Below are 16,676 nucleotides of genomic sequence, written 5' to 3'. Positions count from 1 at the left end.
GAGACACCTGCAACTGACTGAGACGGGACTTGAGGTCCGTGCCGTTGAGGCGGTCGGGGAGAAAATGCAATGACACCCGGTATCGTTCCTGATTTTTTAGTCACGAAATTTTCAGATGAGGAACATCAAGTTTCAGGAACGAAATGGGCCGGCACCATTCGCGCGCGTGGGTAAACGGTATTGAGAAACAAGACGTTGAATGGAAAAAGTGAAACGGCGCCATCAACGGCGCCGTTCGGGATTTCAACGTTTGGAGAGAGCTGACATTGCGATGGCGCTCGCAAATCAGGATGCTGCTGCCACCTGTTGGTCTTTTGACGCAACAAGGCGTGTAACCACGTTTTCTATAATCTTGTGGCCGGCATCCTGATCCAGAGACATGATCGACTCCGGATGGAATTGCACCGCCGCGATCGCTTCTTTCTCGTGTTCTATCGCCATCACGATCCCGTCGTCGGTTTCCGCAGTCACGCGGATATCTGCCGGCACCGTTTCCCGTTTGGCGTAAAGCGAGTGGTAGCGGCCGACGACCACCGGGGCGTTGAGGCCTTCAAACAGCAACGAGTTTCCGGAAACGGAAATCGGCGAAGGCTTGCCGTGCATCGGTACGTCAAGCTGGCCCAGTTCAGCCCCGAAGTATTCGGAGAGCGCCTGCAGCCCGAGGCAGACACCGAAAATAGGCAAGGCGCGCGCGCGAGCTCGGCCGATGGTGGCGGAACAGTCGAAGTCCTTGGGATTGCCTGGGCCGGGAGACAGGACCACCAGATCCGGATTGACGTCGTGAAAGACGTGGTCTGCCACAGGGGTTCGGTAGGTAACGACATCTGCGCCGGTCTGGCGGAAATAGTTGGCAAGCGTGTGCACGAAACTGTCTTCGTGATCGACCAGCAGGATCTTCATACCTTTGCCGGGTTTCCGGTCCTCGCGCTTCTCCTGCGCGTTGACGGCAAGACCGGCCTCGCGAACGGCTGCCCGCATGGCTTCCGCCTTCAGTTCGGTTTCCGCTTCCTCGTCTTCCGGAACACTGTCGTACAGCAGGGTCGCGCCGGCACGGATCTGGGCTGTGCCATCCGTGATGCGCACGGTGCGCAACGTCAGGCCGGTGTTCATGTCTCCATTAAAGAGCACGGCACCAATTGCGCCGCCATACCAGGCGCGTGGGGACTTTTCGTGGTCTTCGATAAACTGCATGGCCCAGCGTTTGGGCGCGCCTGTCACGGTCACCGCCCAGGTGTGGGAGAGAAAAGCGTCGAGCGCATCCATGTCTTCGCGCAGGATGCCTTCTATGTGGTCCACCGTATGGATCAGGCGGGAGTACATTTCGATCTGCCGCCGCCCGATCACCCGAACGGAGCCGGGAACGCAGACGCGGCTCTTGTCGTTGCGGTCGACATCGGAACACATGGTCAGTTCCGCTTCGTCCTTGGCAGAGTTCAGCAGCTTGCGGATCTGGGCTTCGTCTTCAATGGCGTTCTTGCCGCGCCGGATCGTTCCGGAAATCGGGCAGGTTTCCACCCGGCGACCACCGGTGACCCGCACGTACATTTCCGGCGAAGCGCCGACGAGATATTCTTGGTTGCCGAGATTGAAGAAGAATGAATAGGGGGAAGGGTTGATCTGGGCGAGGCGCCGCGAAACGGCGGACGGTGGATTGGCGCAGGGCTCGTAGAAGGTCTGGCCGGGCACGGTCTCGAACAGATCACCCCGGCGGAAGTAGTCCTTGGCCTTTTCGACGAGCTTTGCATATTCGCCAGGTTCATGATCGCCGCGGCCCGGGTCGCGGTTCGCCGGCGTATATTGCTGCTTGGCTCCCGTCCGCTCCATTCCCTTGGTGGTACGGCCACCGACAACAAAATCATATTCCAGCACGTAGGCGCGTTTGCCGTGGTGATCGACGATCAGGATCTCATCCGGCAGAAACAGGACGACGTCGCGCTGGTCGTCCGGTCGGTCGAGCTTCTGTTCGATGGGCTCGAACTGAAAGGCAACGTCATAGCCGAAAGCGCCGTAAAGCCCGAGCTGGTCATCGCCACAGGCGAACATGTCCTTCAGGGCACGGATGATCGAAAAGGTAGACGGCTGGCGTGAGCGTTCTTCCTCGTTGAACAACCGGTCGGGCCGCTTGACCGTTAGCTGGATCTTGCCGGTGTCGGCATTGAACGTGTCCACATCGTCATGTTTTTTCAGCACTTCGGCAATTGCCGGCAGCAGCAGGCCGCCGCGGTCGTTCAGAGCACGGATCTCGACGTTTCTGTCCGTTGCTTCCATCACCAGGGGCGGGTTCACCAGCGCCATGTCCCAGCGAGTATACCGTCCGGGATATTCATAGGAGGAGGAAAGGACCGCCCCCATTTCGGCATCCAGCCGGTCGATCCATTCCGACGTTCCGGTTTCGTAGTCGGAAGGGCGCGATGTGCGCAGGATGGTGATCCCGCAATCGGTTTCATAGGTCTGGTCTGCCAGCACCGGCATGTCTCTGGTCCCGTTCTGGTGGCTGCCTTTGTGACGGCCTTATAAAGAACCAAGGCCGCCAGCGGTGTCCCGCGGCGGCCTTTGGTTTGATACTCGATCCCTTCAGAGCATGACTGATCGCTGGCCGCCTATTTCGCGCGACGCCACCACCAAGCTGCTTTCAGGTTCATGTTCATGGCAAGAGGGATAGATTATACGCTTCTGGATGGCAATGAAAAAAGACTACCTGACGTTTTACCGGCTTTTCCAGTGCGGCGCGGGGCGCCCATCCTTCAGACCGTGCTTCAGCCATTCGTCCCAGGCTGCATCGATATCATTATAAGTCCCATTCTCCTGTATGGCGTGCAGTCCCTCATCGAGAAGGGCTGCTACCGCGCTTGAGCGCTCGGGCGTCAATTTGGAAAACGACACGAAGAGACCGAACCTTGCGAGTTCGTGGACAGCCTTGGGGGCTGGGGAAATGAGATCCTGACTGTTGTTGATGTGAAAGTCGGCAACCTTTTCGTAAGCGACGGCGTAGTCGGTTCGCCTCTTCGCTACCAGCGCAAGTGTCTGCAGATCGGAATCCACTTCAACCTTCGAGATCGTCTCGTCGGCATCGAAGGCGTCGGTGTAGGTGTACCCTCTGACCACGGAGAAGGTCTTGTCTTTCAGGAAATCGGGATGAAATTTCGCCGTGTTGTCCGGATGGCTGTAGACCAGGATCTTTCCGAAAAAGAGCGGTGTCTGGTGAAAAATGAAATTGCGCTTGTTTTCATCCGAGCCGGTGGTGTCGAAGCAGCCAAGCTGTCTGCCCTGCGCGACCTCACGTATGCACCTGTTGTACGGCATGACGTGAAGCGTGACGTCGCAGTGTTTTGCGCTCAAGGCGGCGGTTACTAGATCCACTGCAAATCCGCGTAGCTCTCCCTCATGAAGGCCTGAATAGGGAAAAAAGGCATCTTCCGCTGCAAGAACGATCTCTTCATGCATCGGGCATTGGCCGGATTGTTCCGCCTTCGCGTTATCGATCGGCGACAGCAGCATCGCACTGAATAGAACCAACGCATGCGGCAGCCTGACTGTAATACGTTCAAGCAATGCCATTGCCCGGCACGCCGTCTGGGAAGGCGATGATCCCATTTCGGTGGTCGACCCTTTCAGTGTTGGGAAACCCGTTCACGCCTGGCTGTCGTGAAGGTCCTTCATATTTACGTTTCGCTCTCGAACTTCAGCTTCCTGAAAGGTCGCATGAAATGTGAGGGGAATGGCTCGGCAGAGACCGAGAATCTCATCGATGGCGAGTATATAGACGACCGACCGTGTTTGTCTTGCAACCTGGATACAAGTTCTGGTCAGGACCGGCTTCTCCACCAAAGCTCTCGGAAAACCTTCATTTTCCGCTTGCCTTCTTGACCCTTCCGCCAAGATGCTGTTTTTGCAGTGCAGCGATTTTCAACAAGGTGCCTCCGCACGAACGGAGGCCGAGTGGCTGACAGAAAACTGGCAGTGAGGGGCACATGGAACACTACGATCTGGTTGTGATCGGCAGCGGACCGGCCGGGCGCCGGGCGGCGATCCAGGCGGCAAAATTCGGATACAATGTTCTGGTGGTGGAACGCGGACGGCGGGTCGGCGGCGTTTCGGTGCACACCGGGACCATTCCTTCCAAGACTTTGCGTGAGACCGTGCTCAACCTGACCGGATGGCGCGAACGAGGCTTCTACGGTCGCTCCTACCGGGTGAAGGAAGACCTGACGGCGGCGGACCTTCGTGCGCGGTTGCACATCACCCTCAATCATGAGGTCGAGGTTCTGGAGCACCAGTTTGCCAGAAACAAGGTCGATACGATCCGGGGCGAGGCAAGGTTCATCGAGCCGCACAAGATCGAAGTGGAGGGCGATGCCGGGGAAGTTCATTTCATCACCTCGGACAAGTTCATCATCGCCGTCGGCACCAAGCCCTTCCGCCCCGACTATGTTCCCTTTGATGGAGAATATGTTCTCGATAGCGACGAGATCCTCGAGCTTGGCGAATTGCCCCGGTCGGTCGCTGTCATCGGCGCAGGTGTTATCGGTGTCGAATATGCCTCGATATTTTCCGCGCTCGATGTACACGTGACACTGATCGAGCCGCGCGAAACGATGCTCGACTTCCTGGACAAGGAGCTCGTTGCCGATTTCACGCATCAGCTCCGAGACCGCGGAATTGCGCTGCGCTTCGGGGCAAAGGTCCAGAAGATCGAAAAACACGGTCCCGCAGAATGTGAAATCACGCTGGAAGGCGGCCGTAGTGTCCGGTCCAACGTCATCCTGTTTGCGGCAGGGCGCATGGGCGCGACCCCGAACCTGAACCTGCAAAGCTGCGGCCTGGAAGTGGACCACCGTGGTCGTCTGAAGGTCGATCCGATGACTTTCCAGACCGACGTGCCGCATATCTATGCGGCTGGAGATGTCATCGGTTTTCCGAGCCTTGCCTCGACATCCATGGAGCAGGGGCGCATCGCAGCCTGCCAGGCCTTGGGAGAAAAGGCCTACGATCCGCCAGAGTATTTTCCCTATGGCATCTATGCGGTTCCGGAAATTTCGACCGTCGGCATGACCGAGGAGGAGATCAAGGAACGCGGCATTCCCTACGAGTGCGGCGTTGCCCGTTTCCGCGAAACGTCACGCGGCCACATCATGGGTCTTGATACCGGCATGCTGAAGATGATCTTCTCGCTCAAGACCCGCCGGCTTCTGGGATGTCATATTGTGGGCGAGGGCGCGACCGAACTGGTTCACATCGGTCAGGCCGTTCTCAATCTGCGTGGTACGCTGGAGTATTTCGTCGAAAATACCTTCAATTACCCGACACTGGCCGAGGCCTACAAGATCGCCGCGCTCGATGCCTGGAACCGTATGCCGCCACTGGATCACTGAACCAGCGGTGGCGGCCTTGTCTGACGAGCTCTTGCAGATCAACTGGAATAAGGCGGATGATCCGAACTCAGCAGAGCCAGCAATTCTCCGGCAAGGCTGCCTGAGTGACTTCGCCGCCATCTTCGATCCAGTGTGCAATTCCCTTTTCGACGTTGACCACGTTTGTGAAGCCGGCCTGTCCGGCGAGATATTCTGACAGAGCCTGGCTTCGTTGCCCTGTCTGGCAGATTAACACCACTTCGTCCGAGGGGCCGGAAACCAACTTCTGAAGTTCGCTGCCGAAGGCAGGGTTCACCTGGCCACTGTCATTGAAGAACGTAACCAGGTGGCTGCCCGGAATGACGCCGGTTTGCTTCCACTCGTCAGGACGCCGGATATCAATGACCGTGGTGCCCGAGGCGAGCTTTGCCTTCAGGGTGCCGTTGTCGATATCAGAGAATTTCTTCGCCTTGACCTCAAGCAGTTCGATTTCGAATTTCAATGTTGCATCCGGCGGAATGATCCCGCCTGCGCCTTGGGACCCGTAAGCCATGTCCGGCGGAATGATCAGCTCGCGCTTGCCGCCGACCTGCATGCCCTCGACGCCTTTTTCCCAACCGGGAATAACGCGCCGCTCTCCCAGCGTGAACGAAAATGGCGTGCCTCGGTCGACGCTGGAATCGAACTTCGTGCCGTCCATCAGCCAGCCGGTGTAGTGCACCACCACCGTTTCACCGACGTTTGCTTCTTCGCCGGTTCCTTTTTCAATATCCCGGATCTGCAGCTCTTCCTGCGCCTGTGCCGGCAGGACGAAAAGCATGATGGCGAGAATGCGCGTAACCCATTTGAGCATGATGTGTTGTCCCGGTGTGTTGTTACGGACAAGAATTGGTCATCTGGAACAGGAAAACAATCCGGGTTTCCATCACAGTGACGGTAAGTCACAAGTCCGGGGCGGCTTGTGGTTTCCAGACCAGAGGCGCCTGGCTAGCGTATGCGCCAGTCAGGTCTTGCCAAGAGGATCGTTGACGGAGCGAATGAGCTTTTCCAGAAGGTCTGACAATTGCTGTTGTTCTTTTTCGCTTAACCCGCTCACCGCCTGCTGCTGTTTTGCAATGTAGTCGGGCATTTGCCCCTTTATCAGGTCCAGTCCCTTTGGGGTCAGGCAAACGGTGAGTGCCCGCCTGTCATCTGGATGCGGGCAGCGTTCAACCAGACCTGCTTTCTCCAGTTTATCGACCCGGGCCGTCATGCCGCCCGAGCTCATCATCGTGGTCCGGTACAATTCCGTCGGTGTCAGCTTGTAGGGGGGGCCGGACCGCACGAGGGTCGCCAGAACATCGAATTCACCCGTCTTCAGTCCGATATCCGCGTAGGCAGGGGCAAGATAGTCGCGGCCCATCACCTGAGACGCTTCGTTCAATCGACCAAGCAGAACCATTGGCGACAACTGCTCTGCGATCTCGGGTATTTCCCTTTGCCATTGCCTGCGCGCGCGCTCCGCACGGTCGATTAGCAGGTCTTCCGGATCTCCGAACAGGTGATCCGATGGCTTCTTGGTGTCGCTTGACCGGGTGGTCATGGTCGGAAACTCCAGATCATTTCCAGTCAGATGACGCACTTTTTTACAAGGGAACAAGAGGTTGCGTAACTAGCTGACATATCGACTGTTTTTGTTGTTCCGATACTCGCTGTTTCGGGTGGTTCTGTCAACTGATGTCAAGAATCTTGAAATTAAGTATCTTGAAATCGAGATAAAATGCGTTATCTGTTTTGGCAACGGTGCAGCATCAAGCCAGCGCCAAATTGTGAGGAAGGACAGTCCCATGGTGGACACGACCAGATTAGGAACATCCGCAAGTGCGGCTTCCCTGCAGCAACAAGCTTCTCTTTCCGGCGAAAGGCGTGAAAGTCCTTTGGATCAGCCGTTGGTGCTGTTGTTGATTGTCGGTGGTTTTCTCGCCGTATCCACGGTGATTGCCAAGGCCGCCCCCATGACCGGGTGGCATCCTCTGGCCTTGTTGCAATGGTCCATCCTTGGCGGTGCTACGGGTTTGTTCGTTATTAGCAGGATTGCAGCCGGAGGAAGTATCACCGCCAAAGGGGACACAGGTGTCAGCCGGGGCCAGTTTGCCTTCTACCTGCTGGTCAGCGGTCTCCTGTTCATTGCCCCGAACATGATCGCAGTGGTTGCTGCGCCAAAGGTCGGGGCGGGGTTTGTCTCCCTGAGCTACGCTTTTCCGCTGGTTCTGACTTATGGATTTGCTGTTCTGTTACGCTTGGAGAAGTTTCAGGTTCTGCGTGGGGTTGGCGTTCTGTTCGGTCTGGCTGGTGGCATCTTGCTGGCAGCGTCTGGCCGTCAGCTTTCCGTGGATGCCTCCTGGTGGGCGATGTTTGCTCTGTCGATCCCTGTATTCCTGGCTTCCGGTAACATTTTTCGCACGGTGAAGTGGCCAGCAGGCGCGCGACCGGTCAATCTTGCTCTCGGCATGATGCTGGTCGGGTTTGCGGCACTCGGATTATTTACTGCCATGGCCGGTATCCCCGTTGTGCCCGGCACCTGGTCACTGGAGGCCACTGGCCTGCTGGCAGCCCAAATAACGATATTCGCTTTTCAGTACGGGCTGTATTTTCGCCTGCAGCACACAGCCGGGCCTGTCTATCTCAGCCAGATAGGCTCCGTTGCCGCGGTGATTGGTCTTGGCCTTGGATATCTCGCCTTTGGTGAAGTGCCAAACTTGGCGAAACTGGCGGCCGTCGCAGCTGTGGGGGCAGGGATTGTGCTCGTCAGTAAAGGGCGCGGCGCTGGAGCGAAAAAGTCAGGCTAGTCTTGCCATACCCTAAGAACCGATCCCGCAACTCGCGGGATCGGTTTGTCGTCTTTGGGTTTCAGGTGATTTCTCACCCCCAGAGCCAGGCTGCTCCCCGCACACCAGAGCTGTCGCCGTGCATAGCCTTGCGGATCGGTGTCTCGAAGGTATCGGAGAAAATGTAAGGCGTCATCGCGGGCGGAAGGTCGGCATAAAGTTCGTCGATATTCGACATGCCGCCACCCAGGACGAATACGTCCGGATCGAGCAGATTAGCCGACATTGCAAGCGCACGGGCAAGACGGCTGACATAAGCCTCGTAGACGGCAGTTGCCACCGCGTCGCCGGAGCGTTTCAGCGCCATGATCTCATGGCCTTTCAGCAGCGTTCCCGTCCTGTCCTTGTAGTCGAGCTGAAAACCCGTTCCCGAACACCAGCGATCGATGGCGCCCTTGTGGCCGATCCAGCTGTCGGGACCCGGATACTCCTCCGGCTTTAGCCAGGGCACGGTGATCGCTCCCCATTCGCCACCGATGCCGTTGGCACCAAGATGGGCTTTCGCGTCGATGGCAATGCCCGAGCCGCTGCCTGTGCCGATGATGATAGCGTGAACGATATGCGCTCCAGCACCTGCGCCATCGGTCGCTTCGGAAACAGCGAGACAGTTTGCGTCATTCTGGATACGCACCGGGCGGCCAAGAACCTTCTGCAGGTCCTGGTCCAGGGGCTTGCCGTTCATCCAGGTGGAATTGGCGTTCTTGACCAGGCCTGTCTTGGGGGAAAGCGAACCGGGAATTCCAAGACCGAGCGTTCCCGTCTGTCCAGTTGCCTTTTCGGCCGCCTCGACCAGAAAACGGACTGCTTCCAGACAACCTTCATAGTCGTCCCTGGGTGTGTCGACCCGTTGCCGGAACAGTTCCTCGCCCTCGTTGGAAAGAGCGATGATTTCGATCTTGGTTCCACCCCAGTCAATTCCCAGCCGCATTTTCAGTCCATCCGTCTTGGCAGTTCGAAGGCAGCTGTCTGGCCGTCTTCAAGTTCGCTTGTTTGTTTTCCGTAGGTTTTGAATTTTTTCAAGATTACGGTCATTTCCTCCGCATCCAGTATCACAGGTTCACCCAGGATCAGGGCTGATAGATACTGGTCTGCCAGATCTTCCACGCCTTCCGCGGTCGACAGCGCCTTCTGCAAGGTTGCTCCACCGGCGATCTGCCCATGATTTGCAAGCAGGCAGGCGTTTCTGTCGCCAAGTGCTGAAATCATTGCCTCGGACAATCCGCGGGTGCCGAAGGTGGCGTAATGGGCGCATTCGATACGGTCGCCACCGGCAAGCGCCACCATATAGTGAAATGCAGGAATACCGCGCCGGTGACAGGACAGGGCGGTCGCGCGAGGACTATGGCAATGCACCACCGCGCCGCAATCCGGCTTCGCCAGATAGAAGTCGAGATGCATCCGCCATTCGGAAGACGGTAGTGTCTCGCCCCGGTAGCAGCCCTCCCAGTCCAGCGCGACAATCTTGTCTTCAGTCAGATTTTCGTAAGGCGTTCCCGACGGCGTCACCAAAAAACCGGATTCGGTGCGTGCACTGACATTTCCTGAGGTGCCTTTGGTCAGTCCGAGACGAGGCAAGGCACGGGCTGTCTCGATGATCGCACGGCGCAGGTCAGGTGTGTCACCTGGAAAGGTGGGCATTCGGGGCCTCTTTGGTTCTGGTTCGGGTGCGAGCGTTACGTTTGGCTGCGCGACCGTGGAAGCGGCGCTTACATGACAGGTATCCGGTTGCCTTTTCAAGGTATTGGTTTGATAAATCCCGTGCCCTTGACCACTCGGTTGAGGATCGCGGTGTTAAGGGACTGAATGGCAGGTTTCGCAGACAAGCTCAGGCATTTGCTTGGATCGGCTGCAATGTCGGCAGACCGGACGGGTAGGGGAGCGCATTCCAGGTCGAGGCCGGGGCACCGTTCCAAGGGCCCGCGCTGGGCCGAGCCGGACATGGAAACTCTGTCTGAAGGAGGCGAGCCCAGGAGGCCCGGCCTGCCAACCCGCGCGTCCAGATCTCGTAAACGTGCTCAGGTGACGCCGTACTACATCTGGGGAACCCTGGCGTTGCTGGCTGCCGGTTTCGCCGTTGGCGGCCTGTTCCTTCACCTGGCCGGGCAAGGAAGTGAGGAAAGCGTTGCAACCGCCCCCTTGATGCCTGATCCGCTTTCTTCCCTGCAGTCTCCGGCCAAGCAGGTGCTGCTGGCTCCGGAACCGGAACTGTCCGCGGAGCTGAAACGCAGCTTCCTGGGCCAGCCGGATCAGCTATGCGACGAATTACGGTCTCTGGGGCTCGGAAATCCCGGCTGGAGCCGGGCACCTTTCAGTGAAGGCCGCTGGCAATGTGCATCCGACCTGGTGCCCTTGACCACACCCAGCGTCGACTACGGTTCGACAACTCTTTTCTTTCTGCTGCGCGGCCCATCGGAAAAAAGCATCGATTATCTGCGGCTGAAGCTGGTGGTGGAAGATCCGCGCCAGATGCAGATCGGCCTTGATGCGGTCTGGCTGGTGATCGACGCCCTGTCGCTTCGGTATGGCTGGACGGTTCCGGAAGTGTTTCGCGAGGCGGTTTCCGGGTTCAGGCAACTGGAGACGACCCACAGGGGCGTGCGGCTGTCGGTTTCGCCGGAAGATCCAAATCTGACGGGGGACCCGCTGGCAAGCCAACGGCTCAACATCATTCTGGACTTTGGCGAGCCGGACCTTATCCGGCCCGCCGACAGGTTTGAAAAAGCACCGCCACTGGAAAGCGGCTGGAGTGTCAGGGCCCCGGACGGTCAGGCAAGGGAATGAACTCTTCCGCATCGCCGGGTACCGTATCGAAACGGCCAAGACGCCAGTCTTCCTTGGCCTGCTCGATGCGCTCTTTCGATGAAGACACAAAGTTCCACCAGATATAACGCCGGCCGTCCATCGGTTCGCCGCCAAGCACTACGAAACGAGCCGGCACGGGAGACGTGTTTTCGATCACCAGATGATCACCCGGTTTGAACACCAGCAGCTGGGCCGGATCGAAATTCTGGCCGGCGATGGTGATCTGGCCCGAGACCGTGTAAAGGCCGCGCTCTTCCCATCCGGCATCCAGCGGGATCTTCGCTCCCGGTTCCAGCGTGATATCGGCATAGAACATGTCGGACGCTGTCTTTACCGGTGCCTTGTGGCCATAAAGCTCGCCCGCGATAAGTTTGACTGAAGCGCCCTTGTCGGCAAATTCCGGCTGTTCTTCTGTGCCGTGGTGCTGGAAGGTCGGGTCTGTCTCTTCCAGATGTTTAGGCAGGGCCACCCAGCTCTGCAGGCCGAACAGGGGACGTTTTTCCTGCAGGCGTTCCGGCCTCTCACGTTCGGAATGCACGATGCCCTTGCCGGCGCTCATCCAGTTCAGAGCACCGGGGGCAATCGCAATCTCCGTTCCAAGGCTGTCACGATGATACATCTCTCCTTCGAAGAGATAGGTAACTGTCGCCAACCCGATGTGAGGATGCGGGCGCACGTCGATACCGCCGCCGACCAAAAGCTCTGCCGGGCCCATCTGGTCGAAGAAGATAAACGGGCCAACCATCCGCCGCCTGGCAGACGGCAAGGCACGTCTTACCGAAAATCCGCCGAGGTCGGATGTCCGCGGTACGATGATCGTTTCAATCGGGTCACAGCTTGCAGCATTTCCAGGTACGGGATCAGGGCAATTCAACCAGCTCATCTGCCTCTCCATCAAAGAACATTCTGTCTTGCAAACTAGATAGGGCCTGCGAAGCCGAAGTGTCCATTGAACAGTCTGTTTCGGGTTTTCATCCCCTGTACAATCTGTATAACGACCGGCCCTTCCTTGCTTTTGTTTGGTGCGACATGAAACGCGTGATGATCGTTGGCGGCCCGGGCTCGGGCAAAAGCACGCTTGCCGTTGCCCTTGGGCGGAAAACCGGACTGCCGGTCTATCATATGGACAAGATCCACTACCGCTCCGGTTGGAGCGAGCGGACGCGGGCAGAGAAAGACCGGCTGACGCATGAGGTCCATCTGAAGGATGTGTGGATCTTCGAGGGCGGTCATTCAAGCACCTATGCGGAACGTCTCGAACGTGCCGACACTTTCATCTGGCTCGATGTCCCGGTGACGTGCCGCATATTTCGAGTGCTGAAACGGTCGGTGAAATACAATGGGCAAAGCCGTCCGGATCTGGCCGAGGGCTGCCCGGAGCAGTTCAACTGGCAAACTGTTGAATTCCTGAGGTTCATCTGGCGAACGAGACACTCCGCCAGAGCCAAGCTGGAGCACATCTACCGCGAACCTCCGGACCATCTGAAAGTCTATCGGTTCAGCACCCTTGCCGAAATCGACGACTTTCTGGCGCGACCCTGGCAACAAGGATGAAGGCTCATCCTGTCTCTTGACAGGTGCGCCTGACGGGCGGCACAACAGGGGCTCACCCGGGGTGCCTCCAGAAGAGGCTGAGATACTGCTGGCGCACTTGCGCAGTGCAGGGACCCGACGAACCTGATCCAGGTCATGCTGGCGAAGGGAAGGTGTTCTCGGCCAACTGCGTTCGCCACGGCAATGCTCCACCCCGGCCACCTTTCCAAGCCGAATGTCCGAAATGCGCGACCTTTTCCGGTCCTTACGGAGATCCGTTGAATGCAAGCGGGCTATCAGACATTCCGTGATGTCGAACGACTGACGTCCATCCTGGCAGGAGAGGCGGAATGAAGGTCTGTATCAAAGGGGCGGGTGTCGCCGGTTTAGCACTGGCACATGAGCTTGTCTCGCGCGGTGTGCGGGTGGAGCTGCTGGAAAAACACAAGGATCTCACCGCCAGTGCCTCCTGGCTCGCAGGCGGCATGTTGGCGCCATGGTGTGAGCGGGAAAGTGCCGAGGAAGATGTTCTGCGGCTCGGGCAAGCCTCCATTGGCTGGTGGAGCAAGGTCCTGCCGGGACAGGTTTCGCACAATGGCACGCTGGTTGTTGCCGCGCCGCGCGATACCGGCGAGTTAAGTCGCTTTGCTTCTCGAACCAGCGGCTTTGCCTGGCTCGATGCTGACGCGCTGGGCGCACTCGAACCGGACCTCGCAGGCCGATTTGCAAAGGGGCTCCATTTTGCCGGGGAAGCCCATCTCGATCCGCGGCAGGCCCTCACGGCATTGCGGGCAAAGGTGTCTGAAAGCGGTGCCAAGGTGAGGTTAGAGGCGCAGCACTTCACCGCGGCGACCGATATTGTCGCCGATTGTACCGGCATGGCCTCGCCGGATCCGCACTTGCGTCCCGTACGCGGTGAAATGCTGATCCTCCACGCGCCGGATGTCTCGCTTTCGCGGCCGGTGCGTTTTATGCACCCGCGCATCCCGGTCTATGTCGTGCCTCGTGACAACGGTGTTTTCATGGTCGGGGCAACCATGATCGAAAGCGGTGACCAGGGAGCGGTCAGTGTTCGGTCCACCATGGAACTTCTAAATGCCGCCTACAGCCTGCATCCGGGATTTGCCGAGGCAAAGATCATCGAAACCGGGGTGGGCATCCGTCCGGCATATCCAAACAATCTTCCTCGTCTCACGTTTACCGGCAACACGTTGTCAATGAACGGATTCTACCGGCACGGCTTCCTGCTTGCTCCGCATTTTGCCATGGAGGCGGCAGGCAGGATCGTGCAACACCTTCAGGAGATGTCCCTTGAAGCTAACCATTAACGGCGAACCTAAGGAAGTTGTCAGCGCGACGCTAGCTGCGCTTCTGGACGAACTTGCCTATGACCATGAGTTTCTTGCAACGGCGCGCAACGGCGATCTGGTTTGTGCTGAAGAACGAAGCGCTTGCGTCCTTCAAGCTGGCGACCGTATCGAGATCCTGTCGCCGATGCAGGGAGGATGACGCCCATGTTTGAAGTTTATGGCGAAAGCGTTGCGTCGCGTTTCCTGCTTGGAACTGCCCAGTACCCATCTCCCCAAATTCTGTCGGACACGGTGAAGGTATCCGGGGCTGAAATTCTGACGGTGTCCCTTCGGCGCGAAACGGCAGGAAGTGGCGGAGGCGGCCGGTTCTGGGACCTGATCCGGGAACTGAACGTCAAGGTGCTGCCCAACACTGCCGGATGTCATTCGGTGAAGGAAGCCGTCACCACCGCAAAAATGGCACGCGACCTTTTTGGAACCGACTGGATCAAGCTGGAAGTAATCGGTCATCACGACAGCCTGCAGCCGGATGTCTTTGGCCTAGTTGAAGCCGCACGTATCCTGAGCGATGACGGCTTCAAGGTGTTTCCCTATACGACGGACGATATTGTCGTCGGCGAACGGTTGCTTGACGCGGGGTGTCAGGTGTTGATGCCCTGGTGTGCGCCAATCGGTTCGGCGAAAGGGCCGGTCAATCCGGATGCCCTTCGTGCTTATCGCAGTCACTTCAAAGGCATCCCACTTGTTGTGGATGCCGGTCTTGGCAGACCGTCCCATGCGGCTGCTGTTCTGGAACTCGGTTTCGATGCGGTACTGCTGAATACGGCTGTCGCAAAGGCCGGAGACCCTGTCGCAATGGCCAAAGCCTTTGCAGTTGCAATTGAGGCCGGTCGCCTGGCCTATGAAGCCCAACCCCTGGAACCTCGCGACATGGCGGTTCCTTCTACCCCGGTTCTCGGAATGGCGGTGTTTGAATGAAGCTCGATCCCTTTTACCTCATCGTCGACAGTTCCGACTGGATCGAGCGGCTGGTTCCGCTTGGCGTCAAACTGGTTCAACTGCGCATCAAGGACGCGAGCGACGAAGTCCTGCGCAAGGAAATCGCAGCATCCAAGAGCGCTTGCGAAAAGCACGGCTGCCAACTTGTCGTGAACGACTATTGGCAGCTTGCGATTGAACTGGACTGCGACTTTGTCCATCTTGGTCAGGAAGACCTTGCTGACGCCGATGTCGCGGCCATTCACAAGGCGGGTCTGAAACTTGGCGTTTCGACCCATGACGGTGAGGAACTGGAAACCGCTCTTTCTGTCGAGCCCGACTATGTCGCGCTGGGGCCTGTCTATCCAACGATCCTGAAAGAAATGAAATGGGCGCCCCAAGGCGTTGAAAAGGTTGGTCGGTGGAAGCGGCAGATCGGCGAATTGCCGCTTGTTGCTATTGGCGGCCTCAATCCGGAGCGTCTGCCGGGTGTGTTCGAGAACGGCGCAGATATCGCAGCCGTTGTCACTGACATCACCCGGAATGCCGATCCGGAAGCGCGCACCAGGGAATGGATAATGGCGACAGATCCCTGGCGGTAGGTGGAGTGCGTTTCGCCTTCGGCCTGGCTAAACGAATATCGCCTTATCGCGCGCGACTTGATCGCGCAGAAAGTCCTGTGCCGCGGCGACATGGCGGAGAGGGCGCGAACTTTCATGTGTCACCATCCAGTAGGCCCGGTGAAGCTTTATCTCCGGGAGAACGGCGACCAGGTCCGCATTGTCGCGCGCGATAAAATCGTGAAGAATGCCGATACCGGCGCCGGACCTGACTGCTTCGGTCTGGCCAAGTGCGGAGGCGATTTCAAATCGCGCGGTCCAGTCTTTCAGGATCTCGGTGCCATAGTTCAGCGATGGCGAATAGAGCAGGTCCTCCACGTAGCCAATAAGATCGTGGTCGATCAGATTGCTTGCGGAGGCAGGCGCTCCCCGGCTTTCCAGATAGGTTTTTGACGCATAAAGGCCGAGCGAATAGTCGACGAGCTTGCCGGCAACCAGCCTGCCTGTTTCCGGCCTGTCTATTGTCACGGCGATATCAGCTTCACGGCGGGAGAGCGAGAAGGAGCGGGGCACGGGAACGAGCTGCACCGTCAGTCCGGGATGTTTTTCCGTGAGCTTGCCAAGCCGGGGCGCAAGATACGCGACACCGAAACCATCGGGCGCACCGATGCGAACGGTTCCGGAAATTTCCGGCGTATTGTTTGTCAGGTCGGCTTCCGCTGCCACCGCCTCGGCTTCGATCCGTTCTGCCCGGTCAAAGAAGCGGCTGCCGGCTTCCGTCAGAAGGCAGCCGGATGTTGATCTGTCAAAGAGGCGTGTGCCGATGCTGTCTTCGAGGCTCGTCAGCCTGCGCGCCACCGTGGCGTGGTTGAGGCCGAGACGGCGCGCTGCCGCCAGGATTTGTCCTGTTCGAGCGATCGCGAGAAAGATGCGGATGTCGTCCCAGTTCATGTCGATTTTCTTTCCGCGATGACCAGCCCGCTCCGGTTTGTTTTTCAGCTGATGTCAGATACCAGGCACGATGCCGCCGCGTTCATGGTGGTGAGTTCACGCCTTGCTGCACACCGGCTTTTGGTAGAGTTTCAGCCGGGATGACAACCGAGGGGGATTGGACCTATCGTTTGTCTCAGACGCTTCGTGGCGTTTTATTGCATAACTTTAAAAAACGCACAACGGGTCCGGAAATCTGGCTCTTGTTTGTGGCAAAAATAAAAGTCAAAAAAGACGTCATCTCGGACGCTCGCCCAAAATCCTTTTGGCTGGTGTCAGGACATA

The 16,676-nt window shown here is 58.0% G+C and carries 16 protein-coding genes and 1 riboswitch; of the genes, 8 read left to right on the top strand and 8 right to left on the bottom strand.

Translation table 11 applies throughout. The features are described 5' to 3' along the window. Positions 1-285: 285 nt before the first annotated feature. Positions 286-2,472, bottom strand: a complete 2,187-nt coding sequence (locus FIU93_RS22985) for an anthranilate synthase component I (RefSeq protein WP_152506890.1) — start codon at positions 2,470-2,472, stop codon at positions 286-288. A gap of 234 nt (positions 2,473-2,706) precedes the next feature. After that, on the bottom strand, positions 2,707-3,558 hold the full coding sequence (locus tag FIU93_RS22980; protein WP_173017390.1) for a transporter substrate-binding domain-containing protein: 852 nt from the start codon (positions 3,556-3,558) through the stop codon (positions 2,707-2,709). A gap of 413 nt (positions 3,559-3,971) precedes the next feature. Here FIU93_RS22980 and sthA point away from each other — a divergent pair, with 413 nt between their 5' ends. Then, positions 3,972-5,372, top strand: a complete 1,401-nt coding sequence (gene sthA / locus FIU93_RS22975) for a Si-specific NAD(P)(+) transhydrogenase (RefSeq protein WP_023004084.1) — start codon at positions 3,972-3,974, stop codon at positions 5,370-5,372. Between the two features lie 67 nt (positions 5,373-5,439). On the opposite strand, the gene FIU93_RS22970 is transcribed toward sthA, so the two are convergent. Together FIU93_RS22970 and FIU93_RS22965 are read right to left on the bottom strand one after the other, a co-directional pair. Continuing rightward, a complete protein-coding gene (locus tag FIU93_RS22970) occupies positions 5,440-6,204 on the bottom strand; it encodes an FKBP-type peptidyl-prolyl cis-trans isomerase (RefSeq protein ID WP_152506888.1) in 765 nt (254 codons plus the stop codon). A gap of 150 nt (positions 6,205-6,354) precedes the next feature. Continuing rightward, positions 6,355-6,933 carry a MarR family winged helix-turn-helix transcriptional regulator gene (locus FIU93_RS22965; RefSeq protein ID WP_023014493.1) on the bottom strand — a complete coding sequence of 193 codons (579 nt, stop codon included), beginning with the start codon at positions 6,931-6,933 and terminating at the stop codon, positions 6,355-6,357. 94 nt (positions 6,934-7,027) lie between these two features. On the opposite strand from FIU93_RS22965, the gene FIU93_RS22960 reads away from it, so the two are divergent. Continuing rightward, on the top strand, positions 7,028-8,179 hold the full coding sequence (locus tag FIU93_RS22960; RefSeq protein ID WP_209010211.1) for a DMT family transporter: 1,152 nt from the start codon (positions 7,028-7,030) through the stop codon (positions 8,177-8,179). A gap of 73 nt (positions 8,180-8,252) precedes the next feature. Here FIU93_RS22960 and FIU93_RS22955 read toward each other — a convergent pair whose 3' ends face one another. After that, entirely contained in the window at positions 8,253-9,146 is an 894-nt protein-coding gene (locus FIU93_RS22955; protein WP_152506887.1) for an ROK family protein, read from the bottom strand. A gap of 2 nt (positions 9,147-9,148) precedes the next feature. After that, positions 9,149-9,856 carry a class II aldolase/adducin family protein gene (locus tag FIU93_RS22950; protein ID WP_023004089.1) on the bottom strand — a complete coding sequence of 236 codons (708 nt, stop codon included), beginning with the start codon at positions 9,854-9,856 and terminating at the stop codon, positions 9,149-9,151. Positions 9,857-10,156: 300 nt separating this feature from the next. Here FIU93_RS22950 and FIU93_RS22945 point away from each other — a divergent pair, with 300 nt between their 5' ends. Then, on the top strand, positions 10,157-10,999 hold the full coding sequence (locus tag FIU93_RS22945; RefSeq protein ID WP_152506886.1) for a DUF6030 family protein: 843 nt from the start codon (positions 10,157-10,159) through the stop codon (positions 10,997-10,999). Here FIU93_RS22945 and FIU93_RS22940 read toward each other — a convergent pair. Beyond that, a complete protein-coding gene (locus FIU93_RS22940) occupies positions 10,968-11,903 on the bottom strand; it encodes a pirin family protein (protein ID WP_031270780.1) in 936 nt (311 codons plus the stop codon). The genes FIU93_RS22945 and FIU93_RS22940 overlap by 32 nt on opposite strands. Before the next feature lie 146 nt (positions 11,904-12,049). Here FIU93_RS22940 and FIU93_RS22935 point away from each other — a divergent pair, with 146 nt between their 5' ends. From FIU93_RS22935 to FIU93_RS22915, 5 genes are all read left to right on the top strand, one after another. Beyond that, complete coding sequence (locus tag FIU93_RS22935; protein WP_209010210.1) at positions 12,050-12,574, top strand: DNA topology modulation protein FlaR; 525 nt, start codon at positions 12,050-12,052, stop codon at positions 12,572-12,574. A 47-nt stretch (positions 12,575-12,621) separates the two neighbouring features. Then, positions 12,622-12,742: riboswitch (TPP riboswitch) on the top strand. Between the two features lie 161 nt (positions 12,743-12,903). Beyond that, entirely contained in the window at positions 12,904-13,881 is a 978-nt protein-coding gene (gene thiO / locus FIU93_RS22930; protein WP_152506884.1) for a glycine oxidase ThiO, read from the top strand. Next, a complete protein-coding gene (thiS, locus tag FIU93_RS22925; protein WP_152506883.1) occupies positions 13,865-14,062 on the top strand; it encodes a sulfur carrier protein ThiS in 198 nt (65 codons plus the stop codon). The genes thiO and thiS overlap by 17 nt, the downstream gene beginning before the upstream one ends. 5 nt (positions 14,063-14,067) lie before the next feature. Then, complete coding sequence (locus FIU93_RS22920; protein ID WP_152506882.1) at positions 14,068-14,841, top strand: thiazole synthase; 774 nt, start codon at positions 14,068-14,070, stop codon at positions 14,839-14,841. After that, positions 14,838-15,443, top strand: a complete 606-nt coding sequence (locus FIU93_RS22915; protein ID WP_152506881.1) for a thiamine phosphate synthase — start codon at positions 14,838-14,840, stop codon at positions 15,441-15,443. The genes FIU93_RS22920 and FIU93_RS22915 overlap by 4 nt, the downstream gene beginning before the upstream one ends. Positions 15,444-15,470: 27 nt before the next feature. Here FIU93_RS22915 and FIU93_RS22910 read toward each other — a convergent pair whose 3' ends face one another. After that, the gene (locus FIU93_RS22910) at positions 15,471-16,352 is read right to left on the bottom strand and encodes a LysR family transcriptional regulator (RefSeq protein WP_152506880.1); all 882 of its coding nucleotides are present in this window, start codon (positions 16,350-16,352) and stop codon (positions 15,471-15,473) included. Positions 16,353-16,676: the final 324 nt, after the last annotated feature.

The sequence above is a fragment of the Labrenzia sp. THAF35 genome (assembly GCF_009363595.1).
GTDB classification, from domain to species: Bacteria; Pseudomonadota; Alphaproteobacteria; order Rhizobiales; family Stappiaceae; genus Roseibium; species Roseibium algicola.
The sequence above is the reverse complement of the archived record's forward strand: the minus strand, read 5'-3'. Positions and strand labels throughout refer to the sequence as shown.